Below are 19,665 nucleotides of genomic sequence, written 5' to 3' on the forward strand. Positions count from 1 at the left end.
CCGGGCGGCAGCGTCAGTTGGGGCTGGGAAAGAGGCCCTCGACGCAGATCATGTAGGTCAGTCCATTGGGCGTGACCGAGCCGAGGTTCGGCAGCGCGAAATTGCTGGTGCCATCGCCGCCGTAGGTGTTGCCGAGCAGGCTGAACAGGGCCGTGTAGAGATTGATCGGCAGAAGCCGGCCATCGGCAGGCAAGCCCTGGCCCCAGCGGGCGGCAGTCAGCCACACCGTGCCGATGACGCAATCGACCCCGTTGCTGGAGGAGCCGGCACCACCTGGGGTGCCTAGTCCGGGCACGGTACCGGTTGCGCCCGTAGCGCCCGTTGCGCCCGTAGCGCCCGTAGCGCCCGTAGCGCCCGTAGCGCCCGTTGCGCCCGTTGCTCCCGTTGCTCCGCTTGGCCCTGTTTCGCCCACGGGACCCACGGCTCCAGTGGCACCCGTCGCGCCCGTGGCACCAGTCGCGCCCGAGGGACCTGTGGCACCCGTTGCACCCGCCGCGCCCGTCGCCCCGGTGGGGCCTTGCGGACCCGTGGCACCTTGCGGGCCCGTAGCGCCCGTAGCGCCCGTGGGGCCGGTCGCTCCCGGCGCACCCACGTCCCCCCGTGCAAGCTGTGCCGCCACGTCAGTCAGCGTGGCGTTGGTGGCGGCCAGGCGCGCCTGCAGCGCCTCGAGCCGGTCGTCGTAGGCATCGCCATGGCGAGGCGAGAATTTCTGGGTAAGCAGGTCCAGGCTGTCCGCCTCCACGCCCAGGTTGGCCAGGCGCAGTTTGACCATGGTCTGTGCAGTCTGCAGCCGGTTGCCTGCCGCCGCCGCGGCGACAGCCGAGAAAGTCGTGAAGAACGCTTCCGTGTCCGGGTTTTCGGTAGCCGACGCCACCACCAGTTCAGTGATCGGCGTGATATTGATGTTGCCCGGGCCCTGCACCAATGTGTGCAGCGGCAAGCCAGCCGCCGTCACGACCCGGCCGGCGCATGGCAGCGTCAGGCCAGCGCTTGAAACCGACCAGCTGCCGTCATCGCCAGTGGTGGTGCGGGCCTGGCCGGCCACGCATTTGAGCAGGACTTCTGCGTTGACGATAGGGGCGCCGGTTGCGGCGACTCCGGAAATCGTGGCGCTCGGCAGCGTCCCCGGGGCAGCCGGCGCGCCGCCATTGCTATCGTCGCCACCGCCGCAGCCTGCGACCAGGATGGCGGTAGCCGTTGACAGGCTGGTAGCCCATTTGTGTTGATGCATGATTCTGACCCCTTTTTTTTGGTTTGATGGCGCGCGTTGGCGCGCGATCGGCCTGGCACGCGGCACGGCGCGGAAAGTCCGATGGTGTTTGCGGTGAGTGCCAAGGCCCTGTGGATTGGAAATGTGGACGTCTTCCGGGCGCGTGCATGGTAGCGCCCCGATCGATTCGAAAGTCAACACTCTGGGGGGGTGTTGTTTTTGATTCAGCGGTATGCTGTCGCCGATTTTCATCAATGGAGGCCATCTGGTGTCCCGCATCTGCCTGAACATGATCGTCAAGGACGAAGCGCCGGTGATTACGCGCTGCCTGCAGAGCGTCAAGGGATGGATCGACCATTGGGTCATCGTTGACACCGGATCCTCCGACGGCACGCAGGATCTGATCCGGCAATTCATGGCAGACGTTCCCGGCACGCTGCACGAGCGGCCCTGGCGAAACTTCGCGGAGAATCGCAACCAAGCCATGGCGCTGGCAAAACTCGAGATGCCAGGTGAAAGCGATTACCTGCTATTCATCGACGCGGACGAAACGCTGCGCCTGGATCCCGGATTCGGTTGGCCGGCGCTGCGGCAGCACGGCTATCAGTTCCGCTGCGAGCTCGACGGCTGGCATTACCTGCGCAATGCCCTGGTGCCGGCCGGCATGCCCTGGCGCTGGGAAGGCGTCATCCACGAATACCTGACACAAGACCAGGCGCACCGCTGGGAACCCCTGCCGGGCGCGACCATCGTGGTGTCCCGCGAGGGCGCGCGGGCGCGCGCCGGCGATACTTATCTGCGCGACATCGCGCTGCTCGAGGAAGCCGTGCGCAAGGAACCGTCCAATGCGCGCTATCGCTTCTACCTGGCCCAGAGCTATCGCGATGCAGGCAAGCTCGACGAGAGCATCCGGGTATATGGTGAACGCGCCGGCATGGGCGGGTGGGACGAGGAAGCCTGGTTCTCCCGCTTCCAGGTCGCCGTGCTGCGGGAGCGCCGCGGCGATGCCCCCGCTGCCGTGCGCGAGGGCTACCTCGACGCCTATCAAGCCCGCCCCAGCCGCGCCGAACCCTTGTGCGAGCTTGCCCGCTATCACCGCCTGCGCGGCGAGTTCGCGCTCGCGCATTTGTTTGCCCAACAGGCCGCGGCGCTGCCCAGGCCCGCGGACGCCCTGTTCGTCGACGAATCGGTCTATGCCTGGCGGGCCCTGGACGAGCTTGCCGTCAGCGCCTATTACGTGGGCGCGGTCGAGCAGGGCAAGCAAGCCCTGTCGCGGCTGCTGGCCGAGGCGCGCGTTCCAGCGCACGAGCGTGCGCGCATCGAGGGCAATCTGCGTTACTTCGGACTCTGATCGCCCCCATCGCGGCAGCACCGCACGGGAACATGGTCCGCGCGGTGGCCTGCATGCTTCGAGGACCGGCATACCATGCCGGCCCGAAACGCCATGGCGTCCCTTACTGCCCCGCCTGCATCGCCGCCATATCCATGTACACCAGTTCCCAGACATGGCCGTCCAGATCCTGGAAGCCATGGCCGTACATGAAGCCCAGGTCCATTGGCGGCTTGTAGGTATTGCCGCCCGCCAGCACCGCGGCATTGACCATTTCATCAACGCGCGCGCGGGTTTCCATCGACAGGCAAACCAGCACTTCGGTGGCTTTGCGCGCATCGCAGATTTCATTGGGCGAGAAGCTGCGGAACTTGGCTTCGGTGAGCAGCATCACGAAAATGTTCTCGCCGACGATCATGCAGGTGGCGGTATCGTCGGTAAATTGCGGATTGAAGGAAAAACCGAGCTGGGTAAAGAAGGCAATCGACTTTTGCAGGTCGCGGACCGGCAAATTGACAAAGATCTGCTGATTCATAGGGGGCTCCGGTAGTCGTGAGGTGGCACTGCGCGGGGCGCAGACAAACAGTCTAGGCGCTAAAGCAAAGCGGCGCGCGTATTTCCATTGGCGCTAAATCAGGGAAAAAACGGAGCGCCGGGCGGTGAAACCGTGGATTGGATGGCGCGATGCCGCGGCGATGATTGCGGCAATCCATCTTGCAGTCGGCATGAGAATCGCGCCGACCAGCTTCCCGACAATCTCTCCGTGCAATTTGCGTTATTTTTTGTAAAATTTTTTCAGGTGCTCTGTCACCGGGATTTCTAGTACCATGCAGCGGCCTATTTGCAGAAAGGGGATATAAATGGCGACATACAAGCAACTCCTGGCTGAGAAGGAAGCGCTGGAAGCCAAGCTGAATGAAGTGCGCGCAACCGAAGTGGCGGGCGTGATCGATAAAATCCGCGAACTGATGACCGAATATGGCCTGACCGCGGAAGACATCCTGCCCCGGCGCAAGCGTGGCCGTCCCGCCGGCAGCGGCCCGCGCAAGTCCGCCGCTGCCCTGCCCCCGAAATACATGGATCCCAAGACCGGCAAGACGTGGTCGGGCCGCGGCCGTGCGCCGGCCTGGCTGGGCAAGCGTCCGGAGCGCTTCCTGATCGAGCAGTAACACCGTTGCTGCCGCCCGACGGCAGCAACGCGACCCGTCCGCAGCCGGGGGCCCGGACGGGTTTCACAACGCCTGGCAGACATAGTCCTTGCGCAGCGCCCTGAATCCCTGCTGGGTCGGCTCCGCCGTCAGGCGCGCGCCGCCGTCAGGCTGCGGCTGCAGGCGCAGAATCCGCGCGGAACACTGGCTGGCGGTCTCGTCGCGCTGGTAGCGGATTTCATATTGCCCGCCCGCGGCCGGCACGAATGACACGCCCGCGGCGCAGCGCATCTCGGGCAGCGGCGGCGCCGCGGCCGAGGTCACCGCCACATAGAGGCGCCGGCCCGCCTCGACCAGCCTTTCGCGCGTGCGCGCGGGCGGCTCGGGCGAACGCCCGGCCATGTCCAGGCCGCGCTCCCTTCCCATCGCCGACAACTGCTTGCCCATCCCCGCCAGCACCAGCGGCCGGGCCGGATCCGGGCACCTGGCCGGATCGACGATGGTGAACGAGGTGTTTTCGTCGGTGCTGGTCACCAGCCGCACGCTGGCGGACGGCGCACCGGCAGGCACGCGGTATTGCGCCACGCAGCCCGACACCGCCACGGCGGCGGCAAGCATCGGCAACACGGCAAGGCGGACAGGGACGGCGAACGACCGGGCATGGCGCATGGCGGCGGGCAGGTTGAGTCGCAACGGCGGGAAGCCGGCCCCGGGGCGGGGCGTCGGCGGCACGATGACGCAAAATGCGGAATGGATGCGGACCGATCGCGCTATGGCCGACCCCGCCGCGCCAGTCGTCGCAGACGCCCGGGCGACGCCGCCATGCCGCCAAACCCGCCCAGCATACCGGCTTCCAGCGCACTCCGGCAGCCCGCACAAACCCATGTTGAAAACCGCGACATGATATCCACAGAATCTGTGGATATCCTGCCGTGCCCTGTCCGAAAACCCCGGTCTGTGCGCCAGCGCACCGGGCTGCCCAAAAATTAAGCAACGGGTTGCAGCGACCCGGCAAGCCAGCAGCGGCGCGGCCCGCGCCGCCGTCAACCCGCCATCGGAGTGCCGTAAAGCTGCCTGGCACACACTTCCTGCCGGCGCACGCCCTTGAAGGGGGCATCGTCACCGCGTAATCTGCTTCGTACCGGGGGCTGCACGGGCGCACTTGCGCCACTTTGCCAGCCAGAAAACGACGATGCCACAACAAGAGCCTATCCAGGCCGGGCCGTTGCCTCGTGACCTGCTGCACGCGCTGCGTGAAGGCGGTTACGACGTATCGGCACTCGCGCCTGCCCCGGAATCCGACACCGACTCCGACCCCTTCGACCATCAACCCGCCGCGCACGCGGCCGACCCGCAACAGGCCATCCACCTGCTGCTGGCTGTCTATCACGCCACTGGCGACCCCGCCATCGGCTTGTGGCTGGGCAGCCGGATGCCGCCCGACCTGCTCGGCCTGGCCGGGCTGCCCGCGATGGCCGGTCCATCCTTGGGCACGGCGCTGCGGCGCATCGCGCGCTACCAGAAGCTGCTGGCCGGCGACCGCGTCGAGCTGCGCCGACAGGGCGACGAGGCCTGGGTCTGCATCCGCCCGAGCGATCCCGAGGCGCCCGACAGCCGCCCGCGCATCGACATGGAGCTGTGCTCGCTGCTGGCCTTCGGCCGGCGCTTCACGCGCAAGCCGCTGCATCCGCTGCGGGTGTCGCTGCGCATCGGCCGGCCCGCCTGGCACCTGCGCTATACCGAGGCCTTCGACTGCCCGGTGCGCTTCGGCGAGCCGGAAGATGCGATCGTGTTCGGCCGCCGCGACCTGGCGCTGCGGCTGATGGCGCGCGACCGCTCCAGCCCCGCGGCGCCCCCCGCCAGCCGCGACCTGCGTCCGGCCGCGGCCTCGCTGTACGACGTGCGCAGCGCGCTGCAGCAGCTGGCCGGCGACCGCGCGCTGAGCCTGGCCGCGGTGGCCCGCCACCTCGACATCAGCGAGCGCACGCTGCAGCGCCGGCTGATGGCCGCCGGCACCAGTTTCCGCACGCTGTGCGAAGACGCGCGGCGCGAGCTGGCCGGCCACTACCTGAGCGAAGGCGCGCTGTCGCTGGGGGAGATCGCGTTCCGGCTCGGCTTTGACGATGCCAACTCGTTCTTCCGCGCGTTCCGCCGCTGGACCGGCATGACGCCGGGCGACTACCGGCGCCACGCCACGCCCGCGCCGCAGCCGCAGCCGCCGGCGTAGCCCGGGGCCTGGCTCACCCGCCGCGGCGCTGCTCCCACGGCGGGTTGTCGCCAAAGCGTTCGGCCAGGAAATCGACAAAGGCGCGCACGCGCGGCGGCACCAGCCGCCGCTGCGGCATTACCGCGTAGATGCCGGTGTCCGCCAGCGGGTAGTCGGGCAGCACCTGCACCAGCCGGCCGGCCTGCAGGTCGGCGCAGACATGCCAGGCCGAGTGCAGCGCGATGCCGAAGCCGGCCAGCGCCGCGTCCGACAGCAGCTCGCCGGTATTGGCCTCGATGCGGCCGCGCACGCGCACGGCTATCTCGCCCCCGGCGCCGTCGCCGAGCCGCCAGACATCCTGCCGCCCGTGGCTGCCCACCAGCAGCAGGCAATCGTGCCGCGCCAGGTCCTGCGGCGTGCGCGGCGTGCCGCGCCGGCGCAGGTAGTCGGGCGACGCGCACAGCAGCCGCCGGTTGTTGGCCAGCCGGCGCGCGACCAGCGCCGAGTCGTCGAGCGCGCCGATGCGGATCGCCAGGTCAAAGCCGGCGCTGACCAGGTCCAGCACGTGGTCGGACAGGTTGACGCTGAGCAATACCCCCGGGTGCCGGGCCAGGAATTCCGGCAGCAGCGGCGACACGTAGAGGCGCCCGAACGACGACGACGTCGTCACCCGCAGGGTGCCGGTAATGCCGGTGCCCGCCTGCCGCAGCGACGCCCCCAGCGCCTCCAGGTCATCCACCAGCGCGCGCCCCTGCTCGGCCAGCACGGCGCCCTCGGGCGTGGCGTGCAGCCGCCGCGTGGTGCGATGCAGCAGGCGCACGCCGAGTTCGCGCTCGAGCCGCTGCAGGCGCTGGCTCGCCACCGCCACCGACAGGTCCAGGCTGCGCGCCGCGGCGCTGATCGAGCCCAGGTCGAGCACGCGCAGAAACAGGCCAATATCGCCGATCCGGTCCATGATTATCAATTTTTCATTGAAGCTGATTATGGATCATGCCGGTTTTTACTGAATCCGAAAAGGTCCAGACTGCGGGCTTCCTCTTCCCTTGGCGCCCCTCCCCCCATGGCTTCCCCTCAATCCACTCTCGCCGCCCCGGCTTCGGGCCGGCTGCCGCTGGCGCTGTACGCGCTGACCGCCGGCTCCTTCGGCATCGGCTGCGCCGAATTCGTCATCATGGGCCTGCTGCTGCAGGTGGCCGCCGACCTGCAGGTGACCATTGCCGCCGCCGGCATGCTGGTGTCCGGCTACGCGCTGGGCGTGTTCGCCGGCGCGCCGGTGCTGACGCTGCTGACGCGGCGCATGCCGCGCAAGGCGGTGCTGCTGGCGCTGATGGTGATCTATACGGTCGGCAACGCCGCCTGCGCGCTCGCCCCGGACTACACCACGCTGATGATCGCGCGCGTGCTGACCTCGCTCACGCATGGCACCTTCTTTGGCGTCGGCGCGGTGGTCGCCACCGGGCTGGTGCCGGAACACCGCCGCGCCTCGGCGATTTCGGTGATGTTCTCGGGCCTGACCCTGGCCACGCTGCTGGGCATGCCCGCCGGCGCCTGGCTGGGCCTGCACCTGGGCTGGCGCTCGACCTTCTGGGCGATGACGCTGGTCGGGCTGCTGTCGCTGGCGGTGATCGCGCTGCTGGTACAGAAGAGCCAGGAACACGGCGCGCGCGTGGCGCTGCGCGACGAGCTGGCCACCATCGGCCGCCCGCAGGTGCTGCTGGGGCTGCTGATGACGGTGCTGCAGTCGATGGGCATCTTCGCCGTGATCACCTACGTGCAGCCGCTGCTGACGCGCGTGTCCGGCTTTGGCGAGGCCGCGGTATCGCCGATCCTGCTGCTGTTCGGCGCCGGCATGATCATCGGCAACGTGCTGGGCGGCCGCTTTGCCGACCGCACCCCGACCCGCGCGGTGCTGGCCACGCTGGCGGCGCTGACGCTGGTGCTGGCGGCGATGACGCTGGCGATCCACAGCCAGGTGCTGGTGGTGGCCTTCGTCGGCATCCTCGGTGTCGCGGCGTTTGCCACGGTGTCGCCGCTGCAGCTGCGCGTGCTGCGCCACGCCCACGGTGCCGGCGAGAACCTGGCATCGAGCTTCAATATCGCCGCGTTCAACCTGGGCAACGGCCTGGGCGCGTGGCTGGGCGGGGTGGTCGTCGATCACGGGCCGGGGCTGACGGCCCTGCCCTGGGTGGCGGCACTGGCGCCGATGGCGGCGCTGGCGGTGGCGTGGCTGAGCGTGAAGCTGGAGCAAGGCGCGCGCGCCCGTGCGCCGATGGCGCAGGCCTGCCCCTGAATGCCCGCGCGATGTTCGTGACGCCCTGCGCGATTCAACCCGGCTTGCCGTCCACGCGCGGACGTGCCAGCCGCGGCGCATAGGTCAGCGCATAGAGTCCGAACCCCGCCACCCAGCACGCCCCCGCGCCCCACACCCAATGCAGGTAGCCGGCCGGCCACGCCATCGGCCCGAACACGCGCAACACCGCCGCCGCGGCCACCAGCCAGTACGCCGCGGTCTCGGCGCGGCCGGCCACCAGCATGCGGCCGGTGTGGCCCAGCGCGGTGCGCGTGATCATGGCGATGATCGCCACGCCAAGCACACCCACGGTGAACGCGTGCGTCGCCAGCCCGGCCATCAGCAGGCCGAGCGCGCCCAGCGCCTGCAGCAGCAGCGCCACCGGCAGCCACGCGTAGGCCAGGTGCAGCACCCACAGGATCGGCCGGTTGCCGACCGCATAGCCGCGCCACCCCGCCACGCGCGCGCCCAGCACCAGCGCGGCCAGCAGCGACAGCGCCGCCACTAGCCATGCGGGCACCGGCAGCAACCCCGCCGGCAGCCCGAGCACGGCCGCCGGAATCGCCAGACGATCCACCTGCCGGTACTGGCGCAGCCGGAAGCCGGGAATCGCATTGGTGGTGAACATCGGGATCACGCGCCCGCCGATCACCACCACGAACAGCGTCACCAGCGCCACGCCGGCACGGCAGGCCAGCATCGCGCCGGCGTCATGGCCGCGCGCCTGCAGCCACAGGCTGGCGATATCGGCCAGCGCCAGCAGCCATAGCGCGAGCGCCAGCGGATAGTTGCGGCGGTTGCCGCCGCGCACCAGCGTGCGCGTGAAGGCCAGCGCCGCCAGCGGCAGGAACGCGGCTTCGACCACGAAGGCCGCGCTGCCGGGCGCCAGCCACAGGCCGGCGCGACCGGCCGCCCACAGACCGAACAGCGCCGCCAGCGCGGCGCCGGTCGGCGTCGGCTGCCCGGTCCAGGCGCGTCCGGCCGTGAACAGGAACCCCACCACGATCGCCGCGGCAAAGCCGAACACCATCTCGTGCGCATGCCAGAACATCGCCGGCATCGCCGCGGCCGGCGCGACCGCGTGCACCCCGGCGAGCATCGCCGACCATGCCGCCAGCGCCAGCGCGGCAAACACCGCACCGCCCAGATAGAACGGGCGGAACCCCAGCGCAAACAAGGCAAAACCACGCGGCGGCGGCCCCGCGGGGATCTTGCCGGAGGGCGGGGTGCGCCGCGCGGGAAGGATGGGAATGGTGTCCATGACTGGCGAGAGCAATGAGGGCGCGGCGCGAAGCGATACGCCGCGGTTCGTCCCCACGATAGCACCGCCGCCGCGCCCGCGACCTCCCCCGGTAGAACTACTGCCAAAGGCAGGCGACGCCGGCGCGCGCGCTGTGCGGCCGGCGAATAGGCAGCACCAGCGCCCGCCCCTACTCTGGCATCACCCCCGCCAAAGTTGACACAGGAGCATGGCCATGGCCACCCAATCCCGCGCGCCGGAGCCGATCCCGCCCGGCGCCGCAATGACGCTGGCGTCCAGTACCTTCGCCTTCACCATCTGCTTTGCCGTCTGGATGCTGTTCGCGGTCCTCGGCATTCCCCTCAAGCAACAGCTCGGCCTCAACGATACGGAATTCGGCCTGCTCGCCGCCACGCCGGTGCTGAGCGGCTCGCTGATCCGCGTGCCGCTGGGCCTGTGGACCGACCGCTTCGGCGGCCGCATCGTGTTCTTCGTGCTGATGCTGGCCACCGTGGTCCCGATCTGGCTGATCTCGTATGCGACCACGCTGTGGCAGCTGCTGGTGCTGGGGCTGTTCGTCGGCCTGGCCGGCGGCTCGTTCTCGGTGGGCACGCCCTACGTGGCGCGCTGGTTCCCGCGCTCGCGCCAGGGGCTGGCGATGGGCATCTTCGGCGCCGGCAACTCGGGCGCGGCGCTGACCAAGTTCGTCGCCCCGGCGCTGATCCTGGCGGCCGGCACCTGGACCATCGTGCCGCGCGTGTATTCGGTGGCGATGCTGGCCACCGCGCTGCTGTTCTGGGTGTTCTCGCGCAGCAACCCGGCGCATATGGTCAAGTCCAGCGCGGGCTGGCGCGAGCAGCTGGCGGTGATGCGCGACCCGCGCGTGTGGCGCTATTCGCAGTACTACTCGGTGGTGTTCGGCGGCTATGTCGGCCTGTCGCTGTGGATGACCAAGTACTACATCGGCGAATACGGCTTCGACATCAAGGTGGCGGCCTTCCTCGCCGCCTGCTTCTCGCTGCCCGGCGGCGTGCTGCGCGCCATCGGCGGCTGGATCTCGGACCGCTACGGCGCGCACCGCACCACCTGGTGGGTGATGTGGGTGAGCTGGGTCGGCTTCTTCCTGCTGAGCTACCCGCAGACCGATTTCATCATCCAGACCACCGGCGGCCCGCAGGCCTTCCGCATCGCGCTGACGCCCACGGTCTTCACCATCCTGCTGTTCGTGGTCGGCATCGCCTTCGCCATCGGCAAGGCCTCGGTGTTCAAGTTCATCTCCAACGACTTCACCCACAACATCGGCGCGGTCTCGGGCGTGGTGGGCCTGGCCGGCGGGCTGGGCGGCTTCGTACTGCCGATCCTGTTCGGCATGCTGGCCGACCTGACCGGCGTGCGCAGCAGCTGCTTCATGCTGATGTACGGCACCGTGTGCGTGAGCCTGGTGTGGATGCACTACAGCCACCGCGCCGAACGCCAGCGCAAGGCCCAGGCCGTCGGCCTGACGCAGGCCGCCTGAATGCCAACACCAACTGTTGACCAACACAACGTCCCCGCGCAAGCGGGGACCCAGTGACTTCAAGAGACGCTGGCTCCCCGCGTGCGCGGGGGTGACGGTTCCGACAAGCACTTGCAAGCGCGCCTTGCGCGCGCTCTCAACCAAGGCACACCAATCATGACCTCATCCGTACTCACCCGCTGGGAGCCCGAGAACGCGGCGTTCTGGCAAAGCGAGGGCGAGCGCATCGCCTACCGCAACCTGTGGATCTCGATCCCCGCGCTGATGCTGGCCTTCGTGGTCTGGATGCTGTGGAGCGTGGTCGCGGTCAACCTCGACCGCGCCGGCTTCCAGTTCACCAAGAACCAGCTGTTCTGGCTGACCGCGCTGCCGGCGCTGTCCGGCGCCACGCTGCGCATCTTCTACTCGTTCCTGGTGCCGGTGTTCGGCGGGCGCCGCTTCACCGCGATCTCGACCGCGCTGCTGCTGATCCCCGCGCTGGGCATGGGCTTCGCGCTGCGCGACCCGTCCACCGGCTACCCCACGCTGCTGGTGCTGGCGCTGCTGTGCGGGCTGGGCGGCGCCAACTTCAGCTCGTCGATGGCCAATATCAGCTTCTTCTTCCCCAAGGCGAAGAAGGGGCTGGCCACCGGCCTGAATGCCGGCATCGGCAACCTGGGCGTGTCGGTGGTGCAGTTCGTCACGCCGCTGGTGGTGTCGCTGGCGGTGTTCGGCGCGCTCGGCGGCGAGCCGCAGCAGTACCAGGCCAGCGGCGCCACGCACGACCTGTGGCTGCAGAACGCGGGCTTTATCTGGGTGCCGTTCATCGTCGTGTCGGCGCTGGCCGCGTGGTTCGGCATGCATGACATCGCCGATGCCAAGGCCTCGTTCGCCGAACAGGCCGTGATCTTCAAGCGCAAGCACAACTGGCTGATGTGCTGGCTGTACGTGGGCACCTTCGGCTCGTTCATCGGCTTCTCGGCCGGGCTGGCGCTGCTGACCAAGTCGCAGTTCCCGGGCGTGAATCCCACCGCCTATGCCTTCCTCGGGCCGCTGGTTGGCGCGCTGACGCGTCCGGTGGGCGGCTGGATTTCCGACAAGCTCGGCGGTGCGCGCGTCACGCTGTGGACCTTCGTCGGCATGATCGCGGCGGTGTTCGCCGTGCTGGCGGCGTTGCCGCACGACGGCGCCGGCGGCAGCTTCGCCTACTTCCTCGCGGCCTTTATCGCGCTGTTCGCGCTGACCGGCATCGGCAACGGCTCGACCTTCCGCATGATCCCGGTGATCTTCCTGACCGAGCGCCAGCGCGCCGCCAGGGGCCAGGGCGACGCCGCGCAACGCCAGGCGCTGCAGGATGCCGGCAAGGAATCCGCCGCGGTGCTGGGCTTCTCCGGCGCGATCGGCGCCTATGGCGGCTTCTTCATCCCCAAGAGCTTCGGCACCTCGCTGGAGCTGACCGGCGCGCCCGACGCCGCGCTGTATTGCTTTGTCGCCTTCTATGTCAGCTGCGTGCTGGTGACGTGGTGGTACTACGCGCGCCGCAACGCCCCCATGCCCTGCTGAACCGTCTTGCCGGCCGGCCTAGTTCTTCGGAACTAGGCCCGCGCCGGCCACCTCCCCCGATCGCCATCCGGCGCCAGTTCCACCAGCGAATTGGCCGCCGCCCCGCTCCCCCATAAGCTCAAGGTGTCCCTGCAAATGCTCCCGGGCAACCGTCGGAGCCCCGCAGAATAGCCTCGCGGAGAACAAGCAAATGAGTCATTTCCTGGATCGACTGAAGTTCATGTCGCGCGTCAAGTCCACCTATGCGGACGGCCACGGCGCGGTGGTGAACGAAGACCGCAAGTGGGAAGACGGCTACCGCAGCCGCTGGCAGCACGACAAGATCGTGCGCTCCACCCACGGCGTGAACTGCACCGGCTCCTGCTCCTGGAAGGTCTACGTGAAGAACGGCCTGATCACCTGGGAAACGCAGCAGACCGACTACCCGCGCACGCGCCCGGACCTGCCCAACCATGAACCCCGCGGCTGCCCGCGCGGCGCCTCGTACAGCTGGTACGTCTACTCCGCGCAGCGCGTCAAGTACCCGATGATCCGCGGCCGGCTGATGGAGATGTGGCGCGAGGCGCGCAAGACCATGGACCCGATCGCCGCGTGGGAATCGATCAGCCAGGATCCGGAGAAGGCGGCGCGCTACAAGAGCGTGCGCGGCCAGGGCGGCTTCGTGCGCGCCGACTGGAACACCGCCACCGAGATGATCGCCGCGGCCAACGCCTTCACCGTGAAGAAGTTCGGCCCCGACCGCGTGATCGGCTTCTCGCCGATCCCGGCGATGTCGATGGTGTCGTACGCGGCAGGCGCGCGCTACCTGAGCCTGCTGGGCGGCGCCTGCCTGTCGTTCTACGACTGGTACTGCGACCTGCCGCCGGCCAGCCCGCAGATCTGGGGCGAACAGACCGACGTGCCGGAATCGGCCGACTGGTACAACTCCACCTACCTGATGGTGTGGGGTTCCAACGTGCCGCAGACGCGCACGCCCGACGCGCACTTCTACACCGAAGTGCGCTACAAGGGCACCAAGACCGTCGCGGTGTCGTCCGACTTCGGCGAGATGGTCAAGTTCGGCGATATCTGGCTGGCGCCGAAGCAAGGCACCGATGCCGCGCTGGCGATGGCCATGGGCCACGTGGTGCTCAAGGAATTCCACGCCAGCGGCAAATCCGCGTACTTCCGCGACTATGTGAAGCAGTACACCGACATGCCGATGCTGGTGCTGCTGCGCGGGCATGGCGACACGCTGGTGCCCGACCACTTCCTGCGCGCCTCGCACCTGGCCGACAACCTTGGCGAAGCCAACCATCCGGAATGGAAGACGCTGCTGGTCGACGACGCCACCGGCGAGATCGTCGCCCCCAACGGCTCGATCGGCTTCCGCTGGGGCGAAGCCGCGCACAACGGCGGCGCGAAGGTGGGCCGCTGGAACCTGGAAATGAAGGACGGCGGCAGCGGCCGCGCGGTCGCGCCGCGGCTGTCGCTGGTCGGCCAGCATGACGAGGTCGTCGAAGTCGGCTTCCCCTACTTCGGCGGCGAACACGACGAGCTGCTGCGCCGCCGCGTGCCGGCGCGCCGGATCACGCTGGCCGACGGCAGCACCGCGCTGGTGGCGACCGTGTACGACCTGCAGATGGCCAACTACGGCGTCGATCAGGGACTCGGCGGCCCCAACGTGGCCGCAACGTATGAAGACGACGTCCCCTACACCCCCGCCTGGCAGGAAAAGCACACTTCCGTGCCCGCCCGCCTGGTGACGCAGGTCGCGCGCGAGTTCGCCGACAACGCCGACCGCACGCAGGGCAAGAGCATGGTGATCGTCGGTGCCGCGCTCAACCACTGGTACCACAACGACATGATCTACCGCGGCATCATCAACCTGCTGATGATGTGCGGCTGCATCGGCAAGAGCGGCGGCGGCTGGGCCCACTACGTGGGACAGGAAAAGCTGCGCCCGCAGTTCGGCTGGGCGCCGCTGGCGTTCGGCCTGGACTGGTCGCGTCCGCCGCGCCAGATGAACGGCACTTCGTTCTTCTACAACCACACCAGCCAGTGGCGCCACGAGAAGCTGGGCGTCGACGAGATCCTGTCGCCGACCGCCGACCGCAAGCGCTACGACGGCCTGTCGCTGCTGGACCTGAACGCAAAGTCAGAGCGCATGGGCTGGCTGCCGTCTGCGCCGCAGCTCGGCGCCAATCCGCTCGATGTGGTCGACGCGGCCGAGCGCGCCGGGCAAGACCCGGTCGCCTACACCGTCGAGCAACTGAAGTCCGGCGCGCTGCAGTTTGCCTGCGACGACCCGGACAATCCGGCCAACTTCCCGCGCAATATGTTCGTGTGGCGCTCCAACATCCTGGGCAGCTCGGGCAAGGGGCATGAGTACTTCCTGAAATACCTGCTCGGCACGCAGAACGCCGTGTTCGGCGACGAGGCCGACGCCATCACGCCGAGCGAAGTCACCGTGCGCCCGGCCGCCGAAGGCAAGCTCGACCTGCTGACCGTGCTCGACTTCCGCATGAGCACCACCTGCCTCTACGGCGATATCGTGCTGCCGACGGCAACGTGGTACGAGAAGGACGACCTCAACACGTCCGACATGCACCCCTTCATCCACCCGCTGTCCGAAGCCGTGCAGCCGCTGTGGGAAAGCAAGACCGACTGGGAAATCTACAAGGCCATCGCGAAGAAGTTCAGCGAGATCGCCGGCCCCTACCTGGGCACGCGCAAGGACCTGGTGTGCACGCCGCTGCTGCACGACACCCCGGGCGAACTGGGCCAGCCGTTCGAGCCGAAGGACTGGAAGGCAGGCGAGTGCGACCTGATTCCCGGCAAGACCGCGCCGTCGATGACCGTGGTCGAGCGCAACTACGCCGACATCTACAAGAAATTCACCTCGATCGGCCCGCTGCTCGACAAGCTCGGCAACGGCGGCAAGGGCATCAACTGGAACACCCAGCATGAGGTGAAGGAAATCGGCGACCTGAGCCATACGGTGACCGAACCGGGCGTCAGCCAGGGCCGGCCGAAGCTGGAAACCGCGATCGACGCCGCCGAGATGATCCTGACCTTCGCGCCGGAAACCAACGGCCATGTCGCCGTCAAGGCGTGGGAAGCGGTGTCGAAGATCACCGGCCGCGACCACACCCATCTGGCAGAAGGCCGCGAGCACGACAAGATCCGCTTCCGCGACGTGCAGGCGCAGCCGCGCAAGATCATCTCCGCGCCGACGTGGTCGGGGCTGGAATCGGAAGAGGTCAGCTACAACGCCGGCTACACCAACGTGCACGAGCTGATCCCCTGGCGCACGCTGACCGGCCGCCAGCAGTTCTGGCAGGACCACCGCTGGATGCTGGACTTCGGCGAAGGCGCGTGCGTGTACAAGCCGGCCATCGACACCAAGACCGTGGCGCCGATGCTGGGCAAGAAGCCCAACGGCAACCCGGAGCTGGTGCTGAACTGGATCACGCCGCACCAGAAGTGGGGCATCCACTCCACGTATTCGGACAACCTGCGCATGCTGACGCTGTCGCGCGGCGGCCCGCACGTGTGGATCTCGGAAGCCGAGGCCCGCGCCAACGGCATCCGCGACAACGACTGGGTCGAGGTGTTCAACGTCAACGGCACGCTGACCGCGCGCGTGGTGGTGTCGCAGCGCGTGCCCCAGGGCATGTGCCTGATGTACCACGCCCAGGAAAAGATCGTGAACGTGCCCGGTGCCGAGACCAGCGGCATGCGCGGCGGCATCCATAACTCGGTCACGCGCGCGGTGACCAAGCCCACCCACATGATCGGCGGCTACGCGCAGCTGGCCTACGGCTTCAACTACTACGGCACCGTCGGCAGCAACCGCGACGAGTTCGTGATCCTGCGCAAGATGAAGAAGGTCGACTGGCTGGAAGGACCGCTCGTGGAAAAGAACGCGAAGTTGAGTGAAAAGGAAGGAGCCTGACATGAAGATCCGCGCCCAGGTGGCCATGGTGCTGAACCTCGACAAGTGCATCGGCTGCCATACCTGCTCCGTGACCTGCAAGAACGTCTGGACCAGCCGCGACGGCGTCGAGTACGCGTGGTTCAACAACGTCGAGACCAAGCCCGGCATCGGCTACCCCAAGGAATGGGAGAACCAGGACAAATGGCAGGGCGGCTGGAAGCGCAACGCCGACGGCTCGCTCGAGCCGCGCCAGGGCGGCAAGCTGAAGATCCTGGCGAACCTGTTCGCCAACCCCAACCTGCCCGCGATCGACGAGTACTACGAGCCCTTCACCTACGACTACGAGCACCTGCAGAAGGCACCGCTGTCGCAGACCCCGCCCACCGCGCGCCCGGTGTCCGTGCTGACCGGGCGCAAGATGGAAAAGATCGAGTGGGGCCCGAACTGGGAAGACGACCTCGGCGGCGAGTTCAGCTCGCGCGGCCGCGACAAGCTCTTCGACGACGTGCAGAAGGAGATGTACTCGACCTTCGAGAACACCTTCATGATGTACCTGCCGCGCCTGTGCGAGCACTGCCTGAACCCCGCCTGCGTGGCGTCGTGCCCGTCGGGCTCGATCTACAAGCGCGAGGACGACGGCATCGTGCTGGTCGACCAGGACAAGTGCCGCGGCTGGCGCATGTGCATCTCGGGCTGCCCGTACAAGAAGATCTATTTCAACTGGCAGAGCGGCAAGGCCGAGAAATGCCTGTTCTGCTATCCGCGCATCGAGGCCGGCCAGCCCACGGTCTGCTCCGAGACCTGCGTCGGCCGCATCCGCTACCTCGGCGTGATGCTGTACGACGCCGACCGCATCGAGCAGGCCGCGTCGGTGGCCGACGAGCGCGACCTGTACCAGTCGCAGCTGGACGTGTTCCTCGATCCGCACGACCCCAAGGTCCAGGCCGAGGCGCTGCGCCAGGGCATTCCGCAAGGCTGGCTCGATGCCGCGCGCAAGTCGCCGGTCTACAAGATGGCGTGCGAATGGAAGGTCGCCTTCCCGCTGCACCCGGAATACCGCACGCTGCCGATGGTCTGGTACATCCCGCCGCTGTCGCCGATCCAGTCGGCCGCGGAAGCCGGCCACATGGGCATGAACGGCATCATCCCCGACGTCAAGAGCCTGCGCATCCCGGTCAAGTACCTGGCCAACCTGCTGACCGCGGGCGACGTGATGCCGGTGCTGTCGGCGCTGGACCGCATGCTGGCGATGCGCGCGTTCAAGCGCTCGCAGGTGGTCGACGGCCTGCAGGACCTGGCCGTGCTGAAGCAGGTCGGCCTGACGCCCGCGCAGGTCGAGGACATGTACCAGACCATGGCCATCGCCAACTACGAGGACCGCTTCGTGATCCCGTCCTCGCACAAGGAGATGGTCGAGGACAGCTTCAACGACAAGGCCAGCTGCGGCTTCACCTTCGGCAACGGCTGCTCGGGCGGCACCTCGGACGGTGCGCTGTTCGGCAAGAAGCCGCAGGGCAGCGTGCATTTCGCGGACATGCCCAGGTCACGCAAGAAGGCCGTGGCATGAAACACCGTTAGCCGCAGTCCACCGTCGTCCCCGCGCAAGCGGGAACCCAGCGGCTTTAAAGACGCTGGATTCCCGCCTGCGCGGGAATGACGGCGGGATCTGTGGCTACAGACAACGCACAAAGGAAAGATCATGCCCCTCTATCCCATCCTCAGCGCGCTGCTCGGCTATCCCGAGCAGGAACTGCTCGACGCGCTGCCCGAGATCGATGCCGCGCTGGCCGAATGGCCGCAGGCGCGCGCGCTGCTGGCGCCGGTCACCGCGATGTTTGGCGGCGAGACGCTGATCACGCTGCAGGAAAACTACGTCGCCACCTTCGACCGCAACCCTTCGCACTCGCTGCACCTGTTCGAGCACGTGCACGGCGAAAGCCGCGACCGTGGCCAGGCCATGGTCGACCTGATCGACGAGTACCGGCGCGACGGTTTCGAGCCGGCCGCGTCGGAACTGCCCGACTACGTGCCGCTGTTCCTGGAATTCCTCGGCGCGCTGGTCGCCGACGACAAGGAGGCCCGCGCCGAACACCTGCTGGGCGAGGCCATCCACGTGCTGGCCGCGATCGGCGACCGGCTCGCGCGCAACCAGAGTCCCTACGCCGGCGTATTCGCGGTGCTGCGCACGCTGACCGACGTGCAGCCGCAGCCGCAGCAGGAGCCGCCGGTGCGGGACATGGACGAGGCTCTTGAGACCTTCGGCCCCGGCGCCGATGGCGTGGAACCGCTGCTGGCGCCGCAGGCCGGCCCGCAGGCGGTGAAGTTCTATCCGCGCGGCACGGCGCCGGCGCCATTGCCTTGCTGAAATGCCTACGCGGCTTACGCGCGCCGACTGTTTGCTCCCCTCCTCCCGCGTGCGGGAGAGGGGCGGGGGTGAGGGCAGGAGCTTCGATGAAGCGCCGGTGCTTAAACCACCCCTCACCCTGCCCTCTCCCCTGAGGGGAGAGGGGAACACAGTCGGCAGAGACACACACGCACGTCCTTGCTGGCCCACTTACCGAGCTAAGACACCATGGCAACCCTCCACCAATTCCTCTTCGGCATCTACCCGTACATCGCGCTCGCCATCTTCCTGTTCGGCAGCCTGGCCCGCTTCGAGCGCGAGCAATACACCTGGAAGAGCGACAGCTCGCAGGTGCTGTACCGCGGCAACCTGCGCACGGGCAACATCCTGTTCCATGTCGGCATCCTCGGCCTGTTCTTCGGCCACCTGGTGGGCCTGCTGACGCCGGTGGCGGTGTGGGACGCGCTGGGGGTCTCGCACGGCTTCAAGCAGGGCGTCGCGATGGCCGCCGGCGGCGTGATGGGCACCATGTGCCTGGCCGGGCTGCTGATCCTGCTGCACCGCCGCCTGACCAACGCCCGCGTGTCCGCCGTGACCCGCACCGGCGACAAGGTGCTGCTGCTGTGGCTGCTGGTGACGCTGCTGCTGGGCCTGTCCACCATCTTCGAGTCGGCCGGGCATATGGACGGCCACATGATGGTGCAGCTGATGAACTGGGCCCAGCACATCGTCACGCTGCGCGGCGACGCCGCCGGCTTTATCGCCGACGCACCGCTGCTGTTCAAGGCTCACCTGTTCATGGGCATGACCCTGTTCGTGATCTTCCCGTTCACGCGGCTGGTGCATGTATGGAGCGGCTTTGCCTCGCTCGGCTACCTGGGCCGCGCCTGGCAACTGGTGCGCAGCCGCTGAGCGCCGCA

Annotated in this window: 15 protein-coding genes; 10 read left to right on the forward strand and 5 right to left on the reverse strand. The window is 68.1% G+C overall.

Going from position 1 to position 19,665, the window contains the following annotated elements; translation table 11 throughout:
* Nucleotides 1-13 precede the first annotated feature (13 nt).
* Nucleotides 14-1,462 (reverse strand): tail fiber protein, encoded by a 1,449-nt coding sequence (locus tag CBM2594_RS27180; protein ID WP_232346729.1) that lies wholly within the window; start codon nt 1,460-1,462, stop codon nt 14-16.
* Between CBM2594_RS27180 and CBM2594_RS23910 the strand changes: the two genes are divergently transcribed.
* Nucleotides 1,443-2,561: a tetratricopeptide repeat-containing glycosyltransferase gene (locus CBM2594_RS23910; RefSeq protein WP_116359263.1), complete on the forward strand. Its 1,119-nt coding sequence runs from the start codon at nt 1,443-1,445 to the stop codon at nt 2,559-2,561. The genes CBM2594_RS27180 and CBM2594_RS23910 overlap by 20 nt on opposite strands.
* A 103-nt stretch (nt 2,562-2,664) precedes the next feature.
* Here CBM2594_RS23910 and CBM2594_RS23915 read toward each other — a convergent pair whose 3' ends face one another.
* On the reverse strand, nt 2,665-3,075 hold the full coding sequence (locus CBM2594_RS23915) for a VOC family protein (protein ID WP_116359264.1): 411 nt from the start codon (nt 3,073-3,075) through the stop codon (nt 2,665-2,667).
* A gap of 325 nt (nt 3,076-3,400) precedes the next feature.
* Between CBM2594_RS23915 and CBM2594_RS23920 the strand changes: the two genes are divergently transcribed.
* Entirely contained in the window at nt 3,401-3,709 is a 309-nt protein-coding gene (locus CBM2594_RS23920; protein ID WP_116359265.1) for an H-NS histone family protein, read from the forward strand.
* A gap of 63 nt (nt 3,710-3,772) precedes the next feature.
* Here the strand turns inward: CBM2594_RS23920 and CBM2594_RS23925 are convergent, their stop codons facing one another.
* Nucleotides 3,773-4,306: a hypothetical protein gene (locus CBM2594_RS23925; RefSeq protein ID WP_116359753.1), complete on the reverse strand. Its 534-nt coding sequence runs from the start codon at nt 4,304-4,306 to the stop codon at nt 3,773-3,775.
* Nucleotides 4,307-4,880: 574 nt separating this feature from the next.
* On the opposite strand from CBM2594_RS23925, the gene CBM2594_RS23930 reads away from it, so the two are divergent.
* Entirely contained in the window at nt 4,881-5,915 is a 1,035-nt protein-coding gene (locus tag CBM2594_RS23930; protein ID WP_232346730.1) for an AraC family transcriptional regulator, read from the forward strand.
* Nucleotides 5,916-5,928: 13 nt separating this feature from the next.
* Here the strand turns inward: CBM2594_RS23930 and CBM2594_RS23935 are convergent, their stop codons facing one another.
* Nucleotides 5,929-6,849, reverse strand: a complete 921-nt coding sequence (locus tag CBM2594_RS23935; protein ID WP_116359267.1) for a LysR family transcriptional regulator — start codon at nt 6,847-6,849, stop codon at nt 5,929-5,931.
* 105 nt (nt 6,850-6,954) lie between these two features.
* On the opposite strand from CBM2594_RS23935, the gene CBM2594_RS23940 reads away from it, so the two are divergent.
* On the forward strand, nt 6,955-8,184 hold the full coding sequence (locus tag CBM2594_RS23940; RefSeq protein ID WP_116359268.1) for an MFS transporter: 1,230 nt from the start codon (nt 6,955-6,957) through the stop codon (nt 8,182-8,184).
* A gap of 34 nt (nt 8,185-8,218) precedes the next feature.
* On the opposite strand, the gene CBM2594_RS23945 is transcribed toward CBM2594_RS23940, so the two are convergent.
* On the reverse strand, nt 8,219-9,445 hold the full coding sequence (locus CBM2594_RS23945; protein WP_116359269.1) for an NnrS family protein: 1,227 nt from the start codon (nt 9,443-9,445) through the stop codon (nt 8,219-8,221).
* Between the two features lie 214 nt (nt 9,446-9,659).
* Here CBM2594_RS23945 and CBM2594_RS23950 point away from each other — a divergent pair, with 214 nt between their 5' ends.
* From CBM2594_RS23950 to narI, 6 genes are all read left to right on the forward strand, one after another.
* On the forward strand, nt 9,660-10,940 hold the full coding sequence (locus tag CBM2594_RS23950; RefSeq protein WP_116359270.1) for an MFS transporter: 1,281 nt from the start codon (nt 9,660-9,662) through the stop codon (nt 10,938-10,940).
* 156 nt (nt 10,941-11,096) lie between these two features.
* Complete coding sequence (locus tag CBM2594_RS23955; RefSeq protein WP_116359271.1) at nt 11,097-12,482, forward strand: NarK family nitrate/nitrite MFS transporter; 1,386 nt, start codon at nt 11,097-11,099, stop codon at nt 12,480-12,482.
* 190 nt (nt 12,483-12,672) lie between these two features.
* Nucleotides 12,673-16,419 (forward strand): nitrate reductase subunit alpha, encoded by a 3,747-nt coding sequence (locus CBM2594_RS23960; RefSeq protein WP_116359272.1) that lies wholly within the window; start codon nt 12,673-12,675, stop codon nt 16,417-16,419.
* A gap of 1 nt (nt 16,420) precedes the next feature.
* The gene (narH, locus tag CBM2594_RS23965; protein WP_116359273.1) at nt 16,421-17,968 is read left to right on the forward strand and encodes a nitrate reductase subunit beta; all 1,548 of its coding nucleotides are present in this window, start codon (nt 16,421-16,423) and stop codon (nt 17,966-17,968) included.
* Between the two features lie 132 nt (nt 17,969-18,100).
* On the forward strand, nt 18,101-18,766 hold the full coding sequence (narJ, locus tag CBM2594_RS23970) for a nitrate reductase molybdenum cofactor assembly chaperone (protein ID WP_116359274.1): 666 nt from the start codon (nt 18,101-18,103) through the stop codon (nt 18,764-18,766).
* A 207-nt stretch (nt 18,767-18,973) separates the two neighbouring features.
* Nucleotides 18,974-19,657, forward strand: coding sequence for a respiratory nitrate reductase subunit gamma (gene narI / locus CBM2594_RS23975; protein ID WP_062803669.1), 684 nt, complete (start codon nt 18,974-18,976; stop codon nt 19,655-19,657).
* The last annotated feature ends 8 nt before the right edge of the window (nt 19,658-19,665 follow it).

Source organism: Cupriavidus taiwanensis, from assembly GCF_900249755.1.
Classification (GTDB): domain Bacteria; phylum Pseudomonadota; class Gammaproteobacteria; order Burkholderiales; family Burkholderiaceae; genus Cupriavidus; species Cupriavidus taiwanensis_D.

Excerpts from the sequence above, each read along its gene's own strand:
- CBM2594_RS23930 (WP_232346730.1), top strand. The coding sequence starts at position 4,881 with ATGCCACAACAAGAGCCTATCCAGGCCGGGCCGTTGCCTCGTGACCTG.
- CBM2594_RS23925 (WP_116359753.1), bottom strand. The coding sequence starts at position 4,306 with ATGCTTGCCGCCGCCGTGGCGGTGTCGGGCTGCGTGGCGCAATACCGC.
- CBM2594_RS23950 (WP_116359270.1), top strand. The coding sequence starts at position 9,660 with ATGGCCACCCAATCCCGCGCGCCGGAGCCGATCCCGCCCGGCGCCGCA.
- CBM2594_RS23955 (WP_116359271.1), top strand. The coding sequence starts at position 11,097 with ATGACCTCATCCGTACTCACCCGCTGGGAGCCCGAGAACGCGGCGTTC.
- CBM2594_RS27180 (WP_232346729.1), bottom strand. The coding sequence starts at position 1,462 with ATGAAAATCGGCGACAGCATACCGCTGAATCAAAAACAACACCCCCCC.
- narH (WP_116359273.1), top strand. The coding sequence starts at position 16,421 with ATGAAGATCCGCGCCCAGGTGGCCATGGTGCTGAACCTCGACAAGTGC.
- CBM2594_RS23935 (WP_116359267.1), bottom strand. The coding sequence starts at position 6,849 with ATGGACCGGATCGGCGATATTGGCCTGTTTCTGCGCGTGCTCGACCTG.
- narJ (WP_116359274.1), top strand. The coding sequence starts at position 18,101 with ATGCCCCTCTATCCCATCCTCAGCGCGCTGCTCGGCTATCCCGAGCAG.
- CBM2594_RS23920 (WP_116359265.1), top strand. The coding sequence starts at position 3,401 with ATGGCGACATACAAGCAACTCCTGGCTGAGAAGGAAGCGCTGGAAGCC.
- narI (WP_062803669.1), top strand. The coding sequence starts at position 18,974 with ATGGCAACCCTCCACCAATTCCTCTTCGGCATCTACCCGTACATCGCG.
- CBM2594_RS23940 (WP_116359268.1), top strand. The coding sequence starts at position 6,955 with ATGGCTTCCCCTCAATCCACTCTCGCCGCCCCGGCTTCGGGCCGGCTG.
- CBM2594_RS23960 (WP_116359272.1), top strand. The coding sequence starts at position 12,673 with ATGAGTCATTTCCTGGATCGACTGAAGTTCATGTCGCGCGTCAAGTCC.
- CBM2594_RS23915 (WP_116359264.1), bottom strand. The coding sequence starts at position 3,075 with ATGAATCAGCAGATCTTTGTCAATTTGCCGGTCCGCGACCTGCAAAAG.
- CBM2594_RS23910 (WP_116359263.1), top strand. The coding sequence starts at position 1,443 with ATGCTGTCGCCGATTTTCATCAATGGAGGCCATCTGGTGTCCCGCATC.
- CBM2594_RS23945 (WP_116359269.1), bottom strand. The coding sequence starts at position 9,445 with ATGGACACCATTCCCATCCTTCCCGCGCGGCGCACCCCGCCCTCCGGC.